Source organism: Streptomyces sp. NPDC046925 (assembly GCF_040644915.1).
In the GTDB taxonomy this organism is placed as follows: Bacteria; Actinomycetota; Actinomycetes; order Streptomycetales; family Streptomycetaceae; genus Streptomyces.
Window position 1 is genome coordinate 1 of the sequence record NZ_JBEYWZ010000027.1, and the last position, 17,021, is coordinate 17,021.

Consider the following 17,021-nt stretch of genomic DNA (forward strand, 5'->3'; position numbering starts at 1 on the left):
GCCTTCGCGCGGTAGACGCGGCCCTTGTTCGTGAAGAACAGCAGCCAGTGGTGCGTCGTCGACACGAAGAAGTGGTCGATCGGGCGACGCCCCCCTTGCATCAGTAGGCCCCCTGGCCGTAAAGCACCGCACGCAGCGTCTTCCACAAGATCACCGTGTCCAGGGCGAGCGACCAGTCCTCCACGTACCGCAGGTCGAGCCGCACCGCCTCCTCCCACGGCAGGTCGCTGCGTCCGCTGATCTGCCACAGGCCGGTCAGACCCGGCTTGACCAGCAACCGCCGCCGGATGTCCGGGCCGTAGGCGGCGGACTCCTCCGGCAGCGGAGGCCGGGGGCCGACGAGCGACATCGAGCCGGTGAGTACGTTGAAGAGCTGCGGGAGCTCGTCGATCGAGTACCGGCGGAGCACTGCTCCCACCCGGGTCACCCGCGGGTCCCTGCGCAGCTTGAACAGCAGCCCCGCGCCTTCGTTGCGGTGGGCGAGCTGGGCGCGTGCCGCGTCGGCTCCGACCACCATCGTGCGGAACTTGAATATGGTGAACTCGTGGCCGTCCTTGCCGACTCTGCGCTGGCGGTAGAGCGCCCCGCCCCGGCTCTCCGCAAGGACGAGCAGGCCGACGAGCACCATCAGCGGCGCGAACAGCATCAGCAGGATCGCCGCGCCAAGGCGGTCGACGACCCCTTTGACCACCCGGCGGCCCCCGGTGAAGGCAGGCATGCTGACCCGCAGGAGCGGAATCCCGAGCACCGCGTCGACGTGCAGCCGAGGTCCCGCCACCTCCATGAGCACCGGGGCCACGACCATCTCGGCGTCGCTGCCTTCGAGGTTCCAGGCCAGGCGCTGGAGGCGGTCCGGTGACCAGTGCGGGTCCGGGGTGACCGCGACGACGCGGTAGCCGTCGCGGCGCACGTGGTTGGCGACGTCCGTCAGCTGACCGACGACCGGCACTCCGTCCAGTTGGTCACCGTCGAGGCCGCGACCGTCCGTCGTGCATACCGCGTCCACCTGCCAGCCCAGGTGCGGGAACTTGCGGGTGCGGGTGATCAGGTCGCTGACGGTGGCCAGGCTCCCGGCGGCGAGCACCGGGCGCAGGCACCGCCCTTCCTTGCGCTGTTTGTGCAACCACAGGCGCAGCAGATACCGCGCGGTCATGGTGAGAAGCGCGATCGCGGGCACCGCGACGAAGATCCAGAGTTTGATGTTGCGCGAGGTGAGGGCGATTCCGCCGAGCGCCAGTACGACGACCGCCGTGAACAGCGAGCGTCCGAGCCGGCGGAACTCCTCGGCGCCCTGGCCGAGTACCGCCGGGGCCCAGGCCCGGCTCACCGCGAGCGCCGCCAGCACCAGGAGTTCGGTGCCGAAGGCGAGGATTCCCCACTTTTCGTGCCAGTTGGCCGCGTCCCGGGCTCCGAAGAAGATCCCGATGGACGCCACCACGAAGGCGGTGACGACCGTGTCGCTGGTGATCACGGTACGTCGGTACCGCTGTTCCCAGTCGCTCGCCGGTCGGCTGATGGTCCCGTTCGTCAGGCGCCCATGAGGCGCCGACGGAAACGGGTCGACTAATTCCCCCTGCTGCACAGGACCCCCCACAGGTCGCAAGTTCCCTCGGGAGACCCCCCGCCCCCCGCGCCGCGCTGTTCAACCCCCTACGGGAGGCCCCCGCCTCCCGCGTCGCGCCGTTCTTCCCCCTCGGGAGGCCCCCGCCTCCCGCGCATGGCAAATCCCGGCCTGTTCGCCGCTACGGGCACAACTCACCCCGACGGGAAGCAGATTCGCGTGACCTGCCGGAGGTTCGAGGTGCCCCGGAACCGGTCGAAGCCCCGGGCACTCCCCGCACCCAAGGCCCGTTCCCGGACCCGAAGTTGATCACCCCTGTGCCTGACACCGGGGACGCGATTGCCGCCTGTCTGTAGCGCCGAACGTATTGATCATTGTTGGTCGCTTCATGCTGGAACAGCTGAAGCACGGTCAATTTAGACCATCGGGATCGGTCTGTAGAGGGGGTGTGTGGAATTCGTGTTCAACCTTTGAGACTGGATCCACTTGCGGATGACGGCCGACGAACGCCTTGACGGAGAGAGCATGCCCCGTGACCTGGGGTGACGGGAGTTGTCCCAGCTGACGACACCAGCAACCGCGAGCCGTTCCGGAACTCTCAACTGGGCTGAATTTGACCCCTTGTTGGCATCCCTCTCAGGGACGGATGCGGACGCCGTGGCGGGTGCGCATCCGGTGCAGTTCCCACAGGGCGACCGCGGTCACGGACACCGGGCCGCCGAGGACCGCGCACCACTGTGCGGCCGGCGGCCCGTGCGGCAGCCCTCCGTCGAGCGCCAGGCTGCAGAGCATCAGCTCCCAGACGAGTACGACGGTGAGCGCGGCCGGGAGAGCGGCGTGCACGTTGGATGTGTTGAAGGCGTAACGGGCGGCGTAGGCGGAGGCGAAGAAGAGGAACGGAAGGAGCCAGACGAGGCCGATGAGCAACACGAGCGCCACAAGGCCGTTCAGGAGCGTGCCGTAGTTCTGTTTCAGGAGAACGGCACTGCCCGCCAGTACGAGTCCGACGCCCACCAGGATGCCGATGTACCAGCCCACGGCCTTGAGCGGCGCGCGCAACCGGGAGCGGAGCAGGCGCCGTTGCGAGGCGGGCGCGTAGCGGATGAAGCCGAGAACGACCAGCGGCCCGGTGAAGATGAGCAGCAGCGGGGCGAGGATCACCTTCACGACGCCGTCGTTGGCGACGCCGCTCCAGCCGTCGTCCGCGCCGTAGGCGTAGATCAGACCGAGGCTCGCGATCGCGCCGGCGATCGCGCGCCACAGCTGCACCCGCGTCACGATCCGGTCCTCGACGCGGCCCGCACCCGGCTGGTTGAAGATCGCCTCGGCGCGGCGGCGGGCGGATCGGATCACCGGGATGAGCGGCGAGACGAAGAAGAGCGCACAACCGGAACGCCGCCGGGCGGGCCTCGGCGGTTGCGGTTGCGGATAAGGGAACGGGTGCGGCGGCGGGGCGGGGTGCGGCGGCGGCGGCACATACGGACTCGGCGGCGGACCGTACGGACTCGGCGGCGGACCGTACGGATCCGGGCCCCCGCCTGGCCGCGGCGCGCCGTTGCCCGGTCCCCAGCCCTGATGTCCCCCGTGTGCCACCGCTACTCCTCTGCCTTGTGCGTCGCCTCTGAGCGCGCGCAGTTTACTGGCCGGAACAGAACGGGTGGCACCGGCCGCGGGACTCGGGCGCGGGCGCGTCCGCGTCCCGCGGCCGGAGCTTGCGGCGGCATTCGGCCCAAGGGGGAGGCACGGTCTCCGTGGGCGGCCACCGTCGCGCGCGCTCCGTCCGGCACAATCCCCCCATGGAGATTGCCGAGCACCTGGAAGTTCTCGACGCCGAAGGCCAGTTGCTGGCCCGTGCCGCGCAGGCGGCCGGGACCGGCGGCAAAGTGGTCACCTGCCCCGACTGGACCGTGCGCGACCTGCTGCGGCACACGGGAGCGGTGCACCAGTGGGCCGCGGCTTTCGTCGCCGAGGGACACACGGCGCCGCGCCCCATCGGCGATCCCCCGGACCTGGACGGCGCCGCCCTGATCGACTGGTACCGGCAGGCGCACGGCGACCTGGTGTCGACACTGCGTGCCGCCGCGACCGACGTGGAGTGCTGGGCGTTCCTGCCCGCGCCGTCCCCGCTGGCGTTCTGGGCGCGGCGGCAGGCGAACGAGACGGCGGTCCACCGCGTGGACGCCGAGTCCGCGCGCGGGGGCGACCCGTCGCCGATCGGCACGGAGTTCGCGGCGGACGGGATCGACGAGCTGCTGCGCGGGTTCCACGCGCGCTCGCGCAGCAGGGTGCGCACCCGGGAGCCCCGGGTGCTTCGTGTGCGGGCGACGGACGCGGACGCCGTGTGGACCGTGCGCCTCTCGCAGGAGCCGCCCGTCACGGAGCGGGGCGACGACGGCCCGGCGGAGTGCGAGCTGTCGGGCCCAGCGGAGCACCTCTATCTCGCGCTGTGGAACCGGGGTCCGCTCCCGCACGTCACCGGCGACACCGCGCTGAGCACGCTCTGGAGCGAGACGTCGGGGGTGTGAGCCCGGCGGGACGTCGGAGGTGTGAGCCTGCCGGACGTCGGAGGTGTGAGCCGTACGCCGGTGGGCTGAGCCTGCCGGCTACGCGGAGGTCGTCCGCCCCAGCATCCGTTCGAGCACCGCGCGCTGGATCGGCCGCACCTGCGCGTGCAGGCGACCCCCCTTGTCGGTGAGCACCACCCGCACCCCGCGCCGGTCCTCGCTGCACATGGCGCGCTCCACCAGGCCGTCCTTCTCCAGGCGGCCGATGAGGCGGGACAGCGCGCTCTGGCTCAGGTGCACCCGGCCCGCGATGTCCTGCACGCGATAGGCGCAGTCGCCGTCCGCCGCGGCGCCCTCGGACAGCACGTCGAGCACCTCGAAGTCGCTCGCGCCGAGGCCGTGCTCACGCAGGGCGCCGTCGAGTTCGCACAGGGTGCGCGCGTGCACCGCGAGGATGTCGCGCCATTGGTCCACGAGCCCTTGCTCGGCCGTCTTCGCCGCCATGACATCGCACGTTAGCAGAGAATGCACCTTTGTTGCACTGGAATTAAATGCACCTGCACTCAATGCACATGCATGTACTGTGCTCCGCATGACTTCTCCGCTCACAGCTGTCTCCGCGTCCCCGGAGCGCTGGTCCCCGCGCCTGTGGGGCACTCTCCTGGTGCTCTGCGCCGCGATGTTCCTCGACGCACTCGACGTGTCGATGGTCGGCGTCGCCCTGCCCTCCATCGGCTCCGAACTGAACCTCTCCACCTCGACCCTGCAATGGGTCGTCAGCGGCTACATCCTCGGCTACGGCGGCCTGCTGCTCCTGGGCGGCCGGGCGGCCGATCTGCTCGGGCGGCGCCGGGTCTTCCTGATCGCGCTCGGCGTCTTCGCCCTCGCCTCGCTGCTCGGCGGCTTCGTGGTCTCCGGCCCGCTGCTCATCGCCAGCCGCTTCATCAAGGGGCTGAGCGCCGCGTTCACCGCGCCCGCGGGCCTGTCCATCATCACCACGACGTTCGCCGAGGGCCCCCTCCGCAACCGCGCGCTCACCATCTACACCACCTGCGCCGCCACCGGCTTCTCGATGGGCCTCGTCCTGTCCGGTCTGCTCACCGAGGCCAGCTGGCGCCTGACGATGCTGCTGCCCGCGCCCATCGCCGTCATCGCGCTGATCGCCGGACTCAAGCTGATCCCGCGCAGCGCCCGCGAGAAGAACACCGGCGGATACGACGTGCCGGGCGCCGTCACCGGCACGGCCGCGATGCTGCTGCTCGTGTTCACCGTCGTCGAGGCACCGGAGGCCGGCTGGGCCTCGGCCCGCACCCTCCTGTCGTTCCTCGCCGCGGCCGTGCTGCTCGCCGTCTTCGTACGCATCGAACTGCGCACCGCGAGCCCGCTGATCCGCCTCGGCGTCCTGCGCTCGGGGCCCCAACTCCGGGCTCAGATCGGCGCGATGACGTTCTTCGGAGGCTATGTCTCCTTCCAGTTCCTCGCCACGCAGTACTTCCAGACGCTGCTCGGCTGGTCGGCCCTGGAGACCGCGCTCGCCTTCCTGCCCGCGGGCGCGCTTGTCGCCCTCTCGTCCACGAAGGTCGGCTCGGTGATCGACCGGTTCGGCACGCCGCGGGTCATCGTGGCGGGCTTCGTCCTGCTCGTCGCCTCGTACGCGCTGTTCCTGCGCGTCAGCCTCACCCCGTCGTACGCCTCCATGGTCCTGCCGTCCATGATCCTGCTCGGCTTCGCGTGCGCCCTGGTCTTCCCCTCGCTCAACATCCAGGCCACCAACGGCGTGGACGACGACGAGCAGGGCATGGTGTCGGGCCTCTTGAACACCTCGATCCAGGTGGGCGGCGCGATCTTCCTCGCCGTCGTCACGGCCGTCATCACCGCGTCGTCGCACGGCGGCGACGCCTCGCCGCAGGCCGTGCTCGACAGCTACCGCCCCGGCCTGATCGTGGTCACGGCGATCGCGGTCGCCGGACTCCTGATCACCCTCACCGGGCTGCGGACACGTCGTACGCAGGAGACGATCCTGGTGGTGAAGTCCGTACGACGAGAGGCCGACGAGGAGCGGGTGGCCGTCCGCGACTGAGGTGCGGTGCGCGACCCGGCGGGAGCGTCAGCCGAGCCAGCCGGGGCGGACAAGCCCCGACTCGTAGGCGAGGACGACGAGTTGGGCGCGGTCGCGGGCCCCGAGCTTCACCATGGTCCGGCTGACGTGGGTCTTGGCGGTCAGCGGGCTGACGACCAGGCGGCGGGCGATCTCCTCGTTCGACAGGCCGATGCCGACGAGCGCCATGACCTCCCGCTCCCGCTCGGTGAGTTCACCGAGCGGCTCGGGGCCCGCGGGCTCCTTGGAGCGGGCCGCGAACTCGGCGATGAGGCGCCGCGTCACACCGGGCGAGAGCAGCGCGTCGCCGTGGACCACCGCGCGGACGGCGCGCAGCAGTTCGTCGGGCTCGGTGTCCTTGACGAGGAAGCCCGAGGCCCCGGAGCGGATCGCCTCGAAGACGTACTCGTCCAGTTCGAAGGTGGTCAGCATGACGACCTTCACGTCGTTCAGATCGGGTTCGCCGGTGATCGTGCGGGTCGCGGCGAGCCCGTCGAGCAGCGGCATGCGGATGTCCATGAGGACCACGTCGGGGCGCAGTTCACGCACCCTGCGCACCGCCTCCTCGCCGTCCGCCGCCTCCCCGGCGACCCCGATGTCCGGCTGGGCGTCGAGCAGCGCCTTGAAACCGGCCCTGACCAGCGACTGGTCGTCGGCGAGCAGTACGCGGATCACTGGTCCTCCCGGGGTGCCGTGCGGGTGGGCAGTACGGCGGTGACGCGGAATCCCCCGTCCGGGCGCGATCCCGCCTCGATCGTGCCATTGAGGGCGGCGGCGCGCTCCCGCATCCCGGCGAGGCCGTTGCCGCTGCCGCCCGCGTCGGCGCCGGTGGCGGGGCCGTCGTCGTCCACCCGCAGGGTGAGCGCCGCCGCCTCGTACCGTACGAGCACGCGCGCGTGCCGCGAGCCGGAGTGCCGTACGACGTTGGTCAGGGCCTCCTGGACGATGCGGAATGCGGCGAGGTCGACGCCGGGCGCCAGTCTTCCGCCGGACCCCTGTGTGTCGACGTCGACGGTGAGTCCCGCACTGGCGGCCTGCTGTACGAGCTCGGGCAGCCGGTCGAGCCCGGGGGCCGGGGCGCGCGGCGCGTCACCGGGCGTGCGGAGGGTGTCAAGGACCTGGCGGACCTCCCCCAGTGCCTCCTTGCTGGCAGCCTTGATGGTGGTCAGGGCGGTGCGGGCCTGTTCGGGGTCGGAGTCGAGCAGCGCGAGGCCGACGCCCGCCTGGACGTTGATCACGGAGATGCTGTGCGCGAGGACGTCGTGCAGTTCGCGCGCCATGCGCAGGCGCTCCTCGTCGGCCCGCCGCTCGGCGGCCCGCGCGCGCTCGGCGCGCTCCTTCATCCACTGCTCCCGGCGTACGCGGGCCAGTTCGGACACGGCGACGATGGCGACGACCCAGACGGCGACGACGGTTTCCTCGCCCCAGGTCCGCGCGTTGTCGCCGTCCGGCGGCAGCCACCGGAAGAGCCAGTGCGCGACCAGCAGATGCCCCGCCCACAGCATCGCGACGGCGCCCCACGCCGCACGCCGGTGCCCCGCGACGACCGCGGCGAAGCAGCCGACGGCGACGGTGATCAGGACCGGGCCGTACGCGAACCCGGCGCCGAGATAGACCAGCGTGGTCCCGGCCGTGAAGTAGGCGACCGGGACCGGGTGGCGGTGCCGCAGCAGGAGCGAGAGCGTCCCGGCGAGCAGCAGCAGCCGCGCCGGGATGTTCAGGTCCACCCGGTCGAGCTGGCCCTCTGCCGCGTACTTCGAGCCGATCTGCACGAACACGGTGATCGCCAGCGTCGTCAGCCACGGCAGCCTGCTGACGTCGCCCTCCTGGTGGCGCTGATGCCACCACGGCGGGCCGTGCCGCCACATCGGCGGCCCGCCCCAAGGAAGGGACGGACCGCCGCGCCCGTGTTCGCGCTGCTCGTCCATGACGGCAACGCTAGACCGCGGGACGGGCGGCGGGCGTCAGCCCGGCGTGGCGATCACGCGTACTCCCCCGGGAGTACGCGCGAGGACGCGCCGCCCGCGGCCTGAGCGGGCGGGTCGCTTTCGCGGCGTCCGCTTCTTCCGGCGCCTGTCACCGTTCCGCCTCCAGTTCTGCTTCCAGTTCTGCTTCTAGTTCTGCTCCAACAGCCCGACGCTGTGGGCGAGTTGGGTGGCCGCGTACGAGAAGAACGCCGGGCGGTCCTCGACGACGCGGTTGAACTGGCCGAACACCTCGAAGCCCACGAGCCCGAAGAGCTGGCCCCACGCCGCGACCAGCGCCATGTTCACGGCGGGCGGCAGATCGGGGGCAACGTCCGCGGTGAGCCGCTCGGCCTCGGAACGCAGCTCCTTGGGCAGCGGTTGCACGGCGACTCCGCGCCCCCGATGGGCGTCGCGCACGATCCCGACGAGCAGCAGCCCGACGCGGGCGGCGGCCTGGATCGTGCTCTCGGGCGCGCTGTAGCCGGGCACGGGCGAGCCGTAGATGAGGGCGTACTCGTGGGGGTGGCCCAGCGCCCAGGTCCGTACCGCCTCGCAGGCGACCGTCCAGCGCCGCACGGGTTCGGCCGACGCGACCTCGGCGTGCGCTTCCTCGGCGGCGGCGCCGAGGGAGTCATAGGCGTCGATGATGAGCGCGGTCAGGAGGTCGTCGCGGCTGGGGAAGTAGCGGTAGAGGGCGGAGGAGACCATGCCGAGCTCGCGGGCGACGGCGCGCAGCGAGAGCTTGGCGGCGCCGTCGGCGGCCAGCTGTCTGCGGGCCTCGTCCTTGATGGCGGCGGTGACTTCGACTCGGGCGCGGGCCCTGGCCCCGCTGGTGGCACTGCTCATGCAGGCAGTGTGCCACGGGTTCGGAGCAGTGCGCCGAAACGAGATCGGGGAACCAAATAGAGAGCGCCGCACATTTTCGAGAGCACTGCTCTTGAAATGGGGCACCGCTCTCGTGCACACTGCTCTTAAGCGAGAGCAGTGCTCTCGGAAACCCTTACGACTTTGGCGGTCACCATGTCTGCGTCCTCGTTGTCCTCGACGTCCTCGACATCCTCGACGTCCTCCCTGTCCGACGCCCCGGCCCCCGCTCCCCACTACCTCGAGGCCGGCCCCGTGGCCCTGCGGTTCAACAGCCTCGTCGGCTGGCTGGCGCGGCGCGGCATCAGCCTCGCCGGGTCCGCCGAGCTCTCCGTACGGGGGCGCAAGAGCGGCCAGATGCAGCGCGTGCCGGTCAACCCGTTCACGTACGAAGGTGCTCAGTACCTGATCTCGGCCCGCGGGCACTCGCAGTGGGTGCGCAACATGCGGGTGGCGGGCGGCGGCGAGCTGCGGGTCGGGCGGAAGGTCCGCCCGTTCACGGTCGAGGAGGTCCCGGACGCCGAGAAGCTGCCGTTGCTGCGCGGCTACCTGGAGAAGTGGGGCTGGGAGGTCAACCAGTACTTCAAGGGCGTCACCGCCAAGTCCACAGACGCGGAGATCGAGGCGGCCGCGTGCGACCACCCCGTCTTCCGCGTCACCGTCACCAAGTGACGCCGCCCGGAACCTGCGGAGCCACCGGCGGCAACCACTGGCGGAACGCCTGGCGGAACCGGAACCACCGACCGGACTACCGGTCGAACGCGCTCAGCGCCCGCCCCGCCAGCGGGTGGCTCCGCACCAGCTCGCCCAGCGTCGTCGAACCGCGGGTGATCCTCGCGAACGCGTTCCACGCGGGCCTGAACCCGGTGATCGCCGCGTGCAGCGTGCCGGGACGGCGCTCGAAGACGGCGAGCATGCGCTTGCCGACGCTCATCTCGACGCCGAGGCCCGCCTTGACGGCGAAGGCGTAGTTCAGGGCCTGGCGGCGGGCGTCGACGGCGTCGTGCGCCTCGCCGATCCGGACGGCCCACTCCCCCGCGAGCCGCCCCGAGCGCAGCGCGAAGGAGATGCCCTCGCGGGTCCACGGCTCGAGGAGCCCCGCCGCGTCACCGCACACCACGACCCGGCCGCGCGAGAGCGGCGAGTCGTCGCTGCGGCAGCGCGTGAGATGGCCGGAGGAGATGCTCGGCTCGAAGCCCGCGAGGCCGAGGCGGGCGATGAAGTCCTCCAAGTACCGCTTGGTGGCCGAGCCTTCGCCGCGGGCGGAGATGACGCCGACGGTGAGGGTGTCGCCCTTGGGGAACACCCAGCCGTAACTGCCCGGCATGGGGCCCCAGTCGATAAGCACGCGGCCCGCCCAGTCCTCGGCGACGCTCTGCGGCACCGGGATCTCGGCCTCAAGCCCGAGGTCCACCTGGTCGAGCTTCACGCCGACGTGCGCCCCTATGCGGCTCGCGCTTCCGTCGGCCCCGACGACCGCGCGGGCGAGGACCGTCTCGCCGCCCTGGAGGACCACGGCGACCGTGCGCCGGTCGGGCACCGCGGAGCCGTGCTGCTCCACGCGCGCGACGGTGACACCCGTGCGCACCTCGGCGCCCGCCTTCTGCGCGTGCTCCACCAGTTGCTGGTCGAACTCGGGGCGGTTGATGAGCCCGAAGAGCATCTGCTTCGAGCGGCGGGTGCGGGAGAACTTGCCGTCCAGGGAGAACGTCACCGCGTGCACACGGTCCCTGAAGGGCAGCTCGAACCCCGGCGGGAGCGCGTCGCGCGAGGGGCCGATGATGCCGCCGCCGCACGTTTTGTACCGGGGCAGTTCCGCTTTCTCCAGGACGAGGACACTGCGTCCCGCGACGGCCGCCGCATAGGCCGCGGACGCCCCCGCGGGCCCTGCTCCCACCACGACGACGTCCCACACGTACTGCGCGTCGTCCGCCGAGTCCGCTGAGTTCTCGCTGCTCACGTTGGTCTACCGCTCCCGATCCCGCTGTTGGCCGCGCTTTCCAAGGCATCCTACGGCGGGCACCTCGGGCACCCTCCTGTGGGAGGATCACATCACCCACATACGTACAACGTCGCACCTGCGAGGAGCGTGCCCATGTCGCCGGATCCGATCGCCGAGACCGTCGCCTCACTCATGCCGAAGGCGAAGGCGGAGCTCACCGAACTGGTGGCCTTCAAGTCGGTGGCGGACTTCGACCAGTTCCCCCGGAGCGAGAGCGAGGCCGCCGCGAACTGGGTGGCGGACGCGCTGCGCGCCGAGGGTTTCCAGGACGTGGCCCTGCTCGACACCCCGGACGGCACCCAGTCGGTGTACGGCCTGCTTCCGGGCCCCGAGGGCGCTCCCACCGTGCTGCTCTACGCCCACTACGACGTGCAGCCGCCGCTGGACGAGGAGGCGTGGACCACCCCGCCGTTCGAGCTGACGGAGCGCGACGGCCGCTGGTACGGCCGCGGCAGCGCCGACTGCAAGGGCGGCGTCCTGATGCATCTGCTCGCGCTGCGCGCCCTGAAGGCGAACGGCGGCGTCCCGGTGACCGTCAAGGTGATCGCCGAGGGTTCCGAGGAGCAGGGCACGGGCGGCCTGGAGCGGTACGCCGAGGAGCACCCCGACCTCCTCACGGCCGACACGATCGTCATCGGCGACGCGGGCAACTTCCGCGTCGGCCTGCCGACGGTCACCGCCACCCTGCGCGGCATGACTCTCCTGCGCGTCCGTATCGACACCCTTGCGGGCAATCTGCACTCGGGGCAGTTCGGCGGCGCGGCCCCGGACGCGCTCGCCGCCCTGGTGCGGGTCCTCGACTCGCTGCGCGCCGAGGACGGCTCGACGACGGTCGACGGACTCACCGGCGACGAGGTGTGGGACGGGCTTCAGTACGAAGAGGACGACTTCCGCAGGGACGCCAAGGTCCTTGAGGGTGTGCGCCTGGTCGGCAGCGGCACGGTCGCCGACCGCATCTGGGCCCGTCCCGCGGTCACGGTGCTCGGCATCGACTGCCCGCCGGTGGTCGGCGCGACGCCGTCCGTGCAGGCGGGCGCGCGGGCGCTGATCAGCCTGCGGGTGCCGCCGGGCGTGGACGCGGCCGAGGCCACCAAGCTGCTCCAGGCGCACCTGGAGGCGCACACCCCGTGGGGCGCGCAGGTGACCACCGAGCAGATCGGGCAGGGCCAGCCGTTCCGCGCGGACACCACGAGCCCGGCGTACGCGGCCATGGCGGCGGCGATGGGCGAGGCCTACCCCGGCGAGGAGATGCAGTACGCGGGGCAGGGCGGCTCGATCCCGCTGTGCAACACCCTCGCCGCGCTCTACCCCCGTGCCGAGATCCTGCTGATCGGCCTGAGCGAGCCCGAGGCGCAGATCCACGCGGTGGACGAGAGCGTGTCGCCGCAGGAGCTCGAGCGCCTCTCGGTCGCGGAGGCGCTGTTCCTCCAGAAGTACGCGGCGAGCTGAGCCGCCGGGCGGGCGGGGGGCCGGACGGCGCCCCCGCCGGTCACCGGGAGCCGACAGGGACTCCCGCCTCCAGGTACAGGGCGATCCCGCTCTCCCGCGCGCGCAGGGCCCAGCGCAGCCGTTCGTAGCGCACGGGGGGCAGCAGGGTGGCCGCCTCCTCCTCGGTGACGAAGCGGCAGTCACGGAGTTCGGGTCCGGGCAGGAGCATCTGCCGGGCCCGGTCGGCGTCGAGGCTCCCGCCGTCGAAGAGGAACCGCATCCCTCCGTAGCCGGGCGGCGCCGGTGGCTCCCAGTCGGCGACCAGGAGCCGGGGGGTGTCGGTGAGTTGGATGCCGGTCTCCTCGGCCACTTCCCGCATGCCCGCGCGCGCGGGTGCCTCTCCGGGTTCGACGACGCCGCCGGGGAACTCCCAGCCGGCTTTGTACGTAGGGTCGACGAGCAGCACCCGGCCCCGCTCGTCGAAGAGCAGCACACCGGCCGCGAGGGTCTCCGCGGTGGGCTCGGGGGTCTGCACGATGTCGCAGACGGTGGCCTCCCCGGTGCGTACGGCCTCTGCGATGCGTTCGGCGGTCTGGCAGGGGGTGAGCGCTCCGGTGTCGATACGGTGCGCGTCGCCGCCGAGCCAGTCCGCGAGCGCGACGCGGTACGGCTCGATGTGGTCGAACGACCACTGCCGCACGCGCAGGTCCCCGTCCGGCAGGTCCGGGAGGGGGCGGGCGGATATTCGCTCGCGCAGGATCGTTTCGTCCGGGGCCAGGACCACATGGCGTACGGCGATTCTGCGCGAGGCGAGGCCGCCGAAGATCTCGTCGCGGTAGTCCTGCCGCAGCAGGGTCATGGGCACCACCAGGACGCCGCCCAGCTCGGCGAGCAGGGCCGCCGCGGTGTCCACGACGAGCCGCCGCCAGATCGGCAGATCCTGGTAGTCGCTCACCTCGGCGAGATGCTTGGGCGGCAGCAGGTCGGGCAGTCCGCCGCCGATGATCTCGGGGTCGAAGAGTGTGCTGTTCGGGATCAGTTCGATCAGTTCCCGTGCAGCGCTGGTCTTGCCCGCACCGAACGCACCGTTGATCCAGACGATCACGGTTCCCCCTCTTCCGTCGGCCCCCTGTGGCTTGCCCGCAACACCCTGCCACGGAAACCAGGGCCTGATGAGGCGGTCATTATCAGGACCAAAAGGCGCGCCATAGTGTCAAGCGATTCGCTGTCACTTCACCCCATCGGGTGGCAGTCACCCTGCATGAATCGTTCCCTCACTCCAGGGCCCGCCCGACCCCGCTAGCGTGATCCGCCAGGCGCCCCAGCCCCTGGTGACCTCCTGAATCCGGCTCTCCCGACGCACCCCGCTGCCGCGAGGATCCGGCCGACGTCGACACTGGGGGGACACGTGCAGCTCGACGCACTGAACGATTTCGCCTTCGAAGACTCCGACCAGCAGCCGCGCGTGTACGGCCACAACGGCGCCGTCGTCGTCGAACTGCACGGCGAGGTGGACTTGTTGGCCTACCAGCGGCTGACTCCGCTCATCGACCCCATCACCGGCGGCACCGCGACGACCGTGGTCATCGATCTGACCCGGACCACGTTCTTCGACTGCTCCGGCCTCGCCCTGCTGGTGCGCGCACACCGCCGTACGACGGCACGAGGCGCCCGCCTCTCCGTGGTCTGCACCCACCGTCTGACGCTCCGCATCCTGCGTCTCACGGGCCTCACTCCCACGCTGTTGCCCGTCGCGACGCTGGACATGGCGCTGGAAGACGACTGAGCGGGGTGGCGCTTGGTGCTGCGGGGTCCGGGCAGCATCATGAGCCTGCCCCGCGCGTGTCGCCGCCGGGAGTGTGCGCGCCGGATGCATATATGCATTCCGTTCACACCCCGTGTGAACCATTCACGCCCTGCGACGCCCGGGACAAGGTTTCACCGTCCGGTTGCTCCACCTGGTCCGGGTGTAGGCGTGGAAGTGATCGCCGGCATGGTTCTGCTCACGGGTGCAGTGAAGGACGTCACCGGGCCTCTCGTCCCAGCACAGGCCGGGAATGTCACGCACGTATTTCGGGGCTTTCATGCCAAGTGCTCCGTCTGCCGGGGATTGTCGGTGGCCACGCCCGACAATCTCAATTCCGCCGGTCACAGCGGGATACGACAGCCCGTGACACGGAACGGGTCATGCGGACGGCCGCCGCCCGATCAGGAGACGGCCTCCCGCATCTCTCCGGCGTCCCGGCCGACGTGAGCGGTCAAGCCGACCCGTCGGCCACGCGCCGGACCGCGGCGCCCGCCAGCGCGTCCCACTGCCGGCGCAGCAGCCCCACGGTCTGACACGGGCCGGCGTCCACGTTCCGGCAGACGCTGCAGGAGAGTTGGTGGCGGGCCCACGCGCCGTAGGCCTCCTGGACCGGCGAGAGGCGGACGCGAGCCGCGACGAGCGGAGGCCTTACGGCGCGGGGTGGTGGGTTCGTAGGCTCGTCCACGTCGACGCCCTTTCGCGGCGTAGGCCATGCCCCCCCGGTCCGTGTCACCGGCAAGCCACTGGCGACGGGGTGCTCGGGCGCCCGACGCCAGCGGCGGCCCGGGGGGCGGTCGGTGGAACCGACCTTGCACTAGACGATTCCGCGCCACGGGCCGGTTTGGATGCACCTCCCGGTCGATGATTGCCGACTTGCCTCACTTCGAACGCACGCTCTACAAACCTCTTGGTGCACACGCGAACCCGGCCTGCGGGGCGGCGGCTTTCACCCCTTGCCCGACCCCAGCGTCAGGCCCGCGATGAAGTGCCGTTGCAGGAGCAGGAAGACCAGGACCGTGGGCAGCGCCACCAGGACCGAACCCGCGGCCAGGAGGTTGTAGTCCGTGAAGAACTGGCCGCGCAGGTTGTTCAGGGATGAGGTGATCGGGAGTTTGTCGGGGTCGGAGATGAAGATGAGGGCCCAGAGGAAGTCGTTGTAGATCCAGGTGAATTCCAGCGTGCCCAGGGCCGCGAGGGCGGGGCGGCACAGCGGGAGGGTGATGCGCCAGAACTGGGTCCATACGCCGGCGCCGTCCACGATCGCCGCCTCCAGGATTTCCTGCGGCAGCGTCCGCATGAAATTGGCGAGCACGAAGACACAGAATCCGACCTGGAAGCCCACGTTGACGATGATGATCGCCCAGTACGAGTCGTACAGGGTCAGCGAGTCGGACATCCACCACGGCAGGGGAATCTTCAGGAAGAGGACGTAGAGGGGGGTCACGAGCACCTGCGGCGGCAGCAGGTTTCCCGCCGTGAAGAGCATCAGCAGGACCATTCCCCCGCGGATCCGCAGACGGGACACCGCGAAGGCCACGAACGCCGCCAGGAACAGCGTGACGAGGACCGCGGGCACCGCGATGAGCAGGGTGTTGGTGAAGTACTTGCCCATGCCGGAATCGCTGTAGGCCTGGCGGTAGTAGTCGAACGACAGACGCTCGGGGAACGAGAAATAGCCGTGCTGCGCCGTTTCCTCGTACGGGCGCAGTGAGGCGTAGACCGCGAGGAGAAGCGGCGCGAGGAAGGCCAGGGTCACCGCCGTCAGGAAGATGTGCACGCCGAATCGGCCGGGGCGGCGGGTGCGGCCCGCGGGTTTTCCGCCGGGCGGTGCGGGGGTGGCGGAGCGCGGCGTGGCGCGGATGTCGGCGGTCATCTCTCGCGCGCACCTCGCAGCTCTTGGACCAGGAACGTCACGATGAATCCGAGCGATACGGTCAGGAGTACGACCGCGATGGCGGAGCCGAATCCGATGCGGCTCGCCTCGCCGATGATGTTGTCGGTGATGAGCACGGAGAGCAGTTCAAGGCCATTGCGGCCCTTGTTGACCGCGTAGACGATGTCGAAGGCGCGCAGCGCCTCGATGACCGTGATGACGCCGACGATGACATTCACCGGTCGCAGGGTGGGGAAGACGACGCGGAAGAAGGTCTGGCGGGCGTTCGCGCCGTCTATCTCCGCGGCCTCTTTCAGGGCCGGGTCTACGGATTTCAGTCCGGCCAGATAGAGGATCATGACGTAGCCGGTGTGGCGCCAGCTCGCGGCCAGCATCATCATCCAGATGTTGATGTCGGAATTCCCGAGCCAGTCGATCGGGTCGTCCTGGTTGTTCAGGATGGTGTTGACCACGCCCTGGTCGGTACCGAGGATCAGCTGGGCCATGAAGCCGACCACGGCGAGCGAGAGCACCACCGGCATGTAGAGCACGGACTGGTAGAAGCGGCTGAAGCGGACGCCCCGGTCGATGACGACCGCGAGGAGAAGGCCGAACGGCGTGGCCACCAGGCCCAGGAACGCGATCCACAGCAGGTTGTGGCGGACGGCGGGCCAGAAAGCCGGGTAATTGTCGACCAGGCTCTCGTAGTTCTTTCCGCCCACCCATGTGAGGTCGCCGATGCCGTCCCAGGAGGTGAAGGACAGGCCGACGGAGGCCAGGGTCGGGCCCCAGATGACGAAGACGTCGAGGAGTACGGGAATTCCCAGCAGCACGCCGAGCACGGCGATGTCACGGCGTGTGAAACGCCGTGGTCCCCGCCGTCCGGCGCGCCGCGCGCTTTTCTGCGGCACGGAACG

At 70.7% G+C, this 17,021-nt stretch carries 16 protein-coding genes; 5 read left to right on the forward strand and 11 right to left on the reverse strand.

Annotation, left to right across the window (positions count from 1 at the left end; genetic code table 11):
- Nucleotides 1-100: 100 nt before the first annotated feature.
- Both ABZ906_RS45660 and ABZ906_RS45665 read right to left on the reverse strand, forming a co-directional pair.
- A complete protein-coding gene (locus ABZ906_RS45660; RefSeq protein ID WP_361183468.1) occupies nucleotides 101-1,582 on the reverse strand; it encodes a sugar transferase in 1,482 nt (493 codons plus the stop codon).
- A 615-nt stretch (nucleotides 1,583-2,197) separates the two neighbouring features.
- Complete coding sequence (locus ABZ906_RS45665; RefSeq protein WP_361393214.1) at nucleotides 2,198-2,914, reverse strand: hypothetical protein; 717 nt, start codon at nucleotides 2,912-2,914, stop codon at nucleotides 2,198-2,200.
- A 443-nt stretch (nucleotides 2,915-3,357) separates the two neighbouring features.
- Between ABZ906_RS45665 and ABZ906_RS45670 the strand changes: the two genes are divergently transcribed.
- A complete protein-coding gene (locus tag ABZ906_RS45670) occupies nucleotides 3,358-4,086 on the forward strand; it encodes a maleylpyruvate isomerase family mycothiol-dependent enzyme (protein WP_361183471.1) in 729 nt (242 codons plus the stop codon).
- A gap of 78 nt (nucleotides 4,087-4,164) precedes the next feature.
- On the opposite strand, the gene ABZ906_RS45675 is transcribed toward ABZ906_RS45670, so the two are convergent.
- Nucleotides 4,165-4,569 carry a MarR family transcriptional regulator gene (locus tag ABZ906_RS45675; protein WP_361393216.1) on the reverse strand — a complete coding sequence of 135 codons (405 nt, stop codon included), beginning with the start codon at nucleotides 4,567-4,569 and terminating at the stop codon, nucleotides 4,165-4,167.
- An 88-nt stretch (nucleotides 4,570-4,657) separates the two neighbouring features.
- Here ABZ906_RS45675 and ABZ906_RS45680 point away from each other — a divergent pair, with 88 nt between their 5' ends.
- Nucleotides 4,658-6,145 carry an MFS transporter gene (locus ABZ906_RS45680; RefSeq protein ID WP_361393218.1) on the forward strand — a complete coding sequence of 496 codons (1,488 nt, stop codon included), beginning with the start codon at nucleotides 4,658-4,660 and terminating at the stop codon, nucleotides 6,143-6,145.
- Between the two features lie 27 nt (nucleotides 6,146-6,172).
- On the opposite strand, the gene ABZ906_RS45685 is transcribed toward ABZ906_RS45680, so the two are convergent.
- From ABZ906_RS45685 to ABZ906_RS45695, 3 genes are all read right to left on the reverse strand, one after another.
- Entirely contained in the window at nucleotides 6,173-6,838 is a 666-nt protein-coding gene (locus ABZ906_RS45685) for a response regulator transcription factor (protein ID WP_361183475.1), read from the reverse strand.
- Entirely contained in the window at nucleotides 6,835-8,091 is a 1,257-nt protein-coding gene (locus ABZ906_RS45690; RefSeq protein WP_361393220.1) for a sensor histidine kinase, read from the reverse strand. Before ABZ906_RS45690 ends, ABZ906_RS45685 begins: the two co-directional genes overlap by 4 nt.
- A gap of 186 nt (nucleotides 8,092-8,277) precedes the next feature.
- On the reverse strand, nucleotides 8,278-8,976 hold the full coding sequence (locus ABZ906_RS45695) for a TetR/AcrR family transcriptional regulator (protein WP_361393222.1): 699 nt from the start codon (nucleotides 8,974-8,976) through the stop codon (nucleotides 8,278-8,280).
- A gap of 174 nt (nucleotides 8,977-9,150) precedes the next feature.
- Here ABZ906_RS45695 and ABZ906_RS45700 point away from each other — a divergent pair, with 174 nt between their 5' ends.
- Nucleotides 9,151-9,666, forward strand: coding sequence for a nitroreductase family deazaflavin-dependent oxidoreductase (locus tag ABZ906_RS45700; protein ID WP_361393224.1), 516 nt, complete (start codon nucleotides 9,151-9,153; stop codon nucleotides 9,664-9,666).
- A gap of 76 nt (nucleotides 9,667-9,742) precedes the next feature.
- Here ABZ906_RS45700 and ABZ906_RS45705 read toward each other — a convergent pair whose 3' ends face one another.
- A complete protein-coding gene (locus ABZ906_RS45705; protein ID WP_361393226.1) occupies nucleotides 9,743-10,954 on the reverse strand; it encodes a geranylgeranyl reductase family protein in 1,212 nt (403 codons plus the stop codon).
- Nucleotides 10,955-11,089: 135 nt separating this feature from the next.
- On the opposite strand from ABZ906_RS45705, the gene ABZ906_RS45710 reads away from it, so the two are divergent.
- Nucleotides 11,090-12,445 (forward strand): dipeptidase, encoded by a 1,356-nt coding sequence (locus tag ABZ906_RS45710; RefSeq protein WP_361393228.1) that lies wholly within the window; start codon nucleotides 11,090-11,092, stop codon nucleotides 12,443-12,445.
- Nucleotides 12,446-12,485: 40 nt separating this feature from the next.
- Here ABZ906_RS45710 and ABZ906_RS45715 read toward each other — a convergent pair whose 3' ends face one another.
- Complete coding sequence (locus ABZ906_RS45715) at nucleotides 12,486-13,529, reverse strand: NUDIX domain-containing protein (protein WP_361183485.1); 1,044 nt, start codon at nucleotides 13,527-13,529, stop codon at nucleotides 12,486-12,488.
- A gap of 303 nt (nucleotides 13,530-13,832) precedes the next feature.
- Between ABZ906_RS45715 and ABZ906_RS45720 the strand changes: the two genes are divergently transcribed.
- A complete protein-coding gene (locus ABZ906_RS45720) occupies nucleotides 13,833-14,210 on the forward strand; it encodes an STAS domain-containing protein (RefSeq protein ID WP_361183486.1) in 378 nt (125 codons plus the stop codon).
- Nucleotides 14,211-14,682: 472 nt separating this feature from the next.
- On the opposite strand, the gene ABZ906_RS45725 is transcribed toward ABZ906_RS45720, so the two are convergent.
- From ABZ906_RS45725 to ABZ906_RS45735, 3 genes are all read right to left on the reverse strand, one after another.
- On the reverse strand, nucleotides 14,683-14,916 hold the full coding sequence (locus ABZ906_RS45725; RefSeq protein WP_361183488.1) for a hypothetical protein: 234 nt from the start codon (nucleotides 14,914-14,916) through the stop codon (nucleotides 14,683-14,685).
- 261 nt (nucleotides 14,917-15,177) lie between these two features.
- A complete protein-coding gene (locus tag ABZ906_RS45730; RefSeq protein ID WP_361393229.1) occupies nucleotides 15,178-16,104 on the reverse strand; it encodes a carbohydrate ABC transporter permease in 927 nt (308 codons plus the stop codon).
- Nucleotides 16,101-17,015 carry a sugar ABC transporter permease gene (locus ABZ906_RS45735; RefSeq protein WP_361393230.1) on the reverse strand — a complete coding sequence of 305 codons (915 nt, stop codon included), beginning with the start codon at nucleotides 17,013-17,015 and terminating at the stop codon, nucleotides 16,101-16,103. Before ABZ906_RS45735 ends, ABZ906_RS45730 begins: the two co-directional genes overlap by 4 nt.
- Nucleotides 17,016-17,021: the final 6 nt, after the last annotated feature.

What these genes read in the sequence shown, in the direction of transcription:
- ABZ906_RS45675 (WP_361393216.1), bottom strand. Translation starts at nt 4,569, where the DNA reads ATGGCGGCGAAGACGGCCGAGCAAGGGCTCGTGGACCAATGGCGCGAC.
- ABZ906_RS45680 (WP_361393218.1), top strand. Translation starts at nt 4,658, where the DNA reads ATGACTTCTCCGCTCACAGCTGTCTCCGCGTCCCCGGAGCGCTGGTCC.
- ABZ906_RS45670 (WP_361183471.1), top strand. Translation starts at nt 3,358, where the DNA reads ATGGAGATTGCCGAGCACCTGGAAGTTCTCGACGCCGAAGGCCAGTTG.
- ABZ906_RS45690 (WP_361393220.1), bottom strand. Translation starts at nt 8,091, where the DNA reads ATGGACGAGCAGCGCGAACACGGGCGCGGCGGTCCGTCCCTTCCTTGG.
- ABZ906_RS45730 (WP_361393229.1), bottom strand. Translation starts at nt 16,104, where the DNA reads ATGACCGCCGACATCCGCGCCACGCCGCGCTCCGCCACCCCCGCACCG.
- ABZ906_RS45700 (WP_361393224.1), top strand. Translation starts at nt 9,151, where the DNA reads ATGTCTGCGTCCTCGTTGTCCTCGACGTCCTCGACATCCTCGACGTCC.
- ABZ906_RS45695 (WP_361393222.1), bottom strand. Translation starts at nt 8,976, where the DNA reads ATGAGCAGTGCCACCAGCGGGGCCAGGGCCCGCGCCCGAGTCGAAGTC.
- ABZ906_RS45710 (WP_361393228.1), top strand. Translation starts at nt 11,090, where the DNA reads ATGTCGCCGGATCCGATCGCCGAGACCGTCGCCTCACTCATGCCGAAG.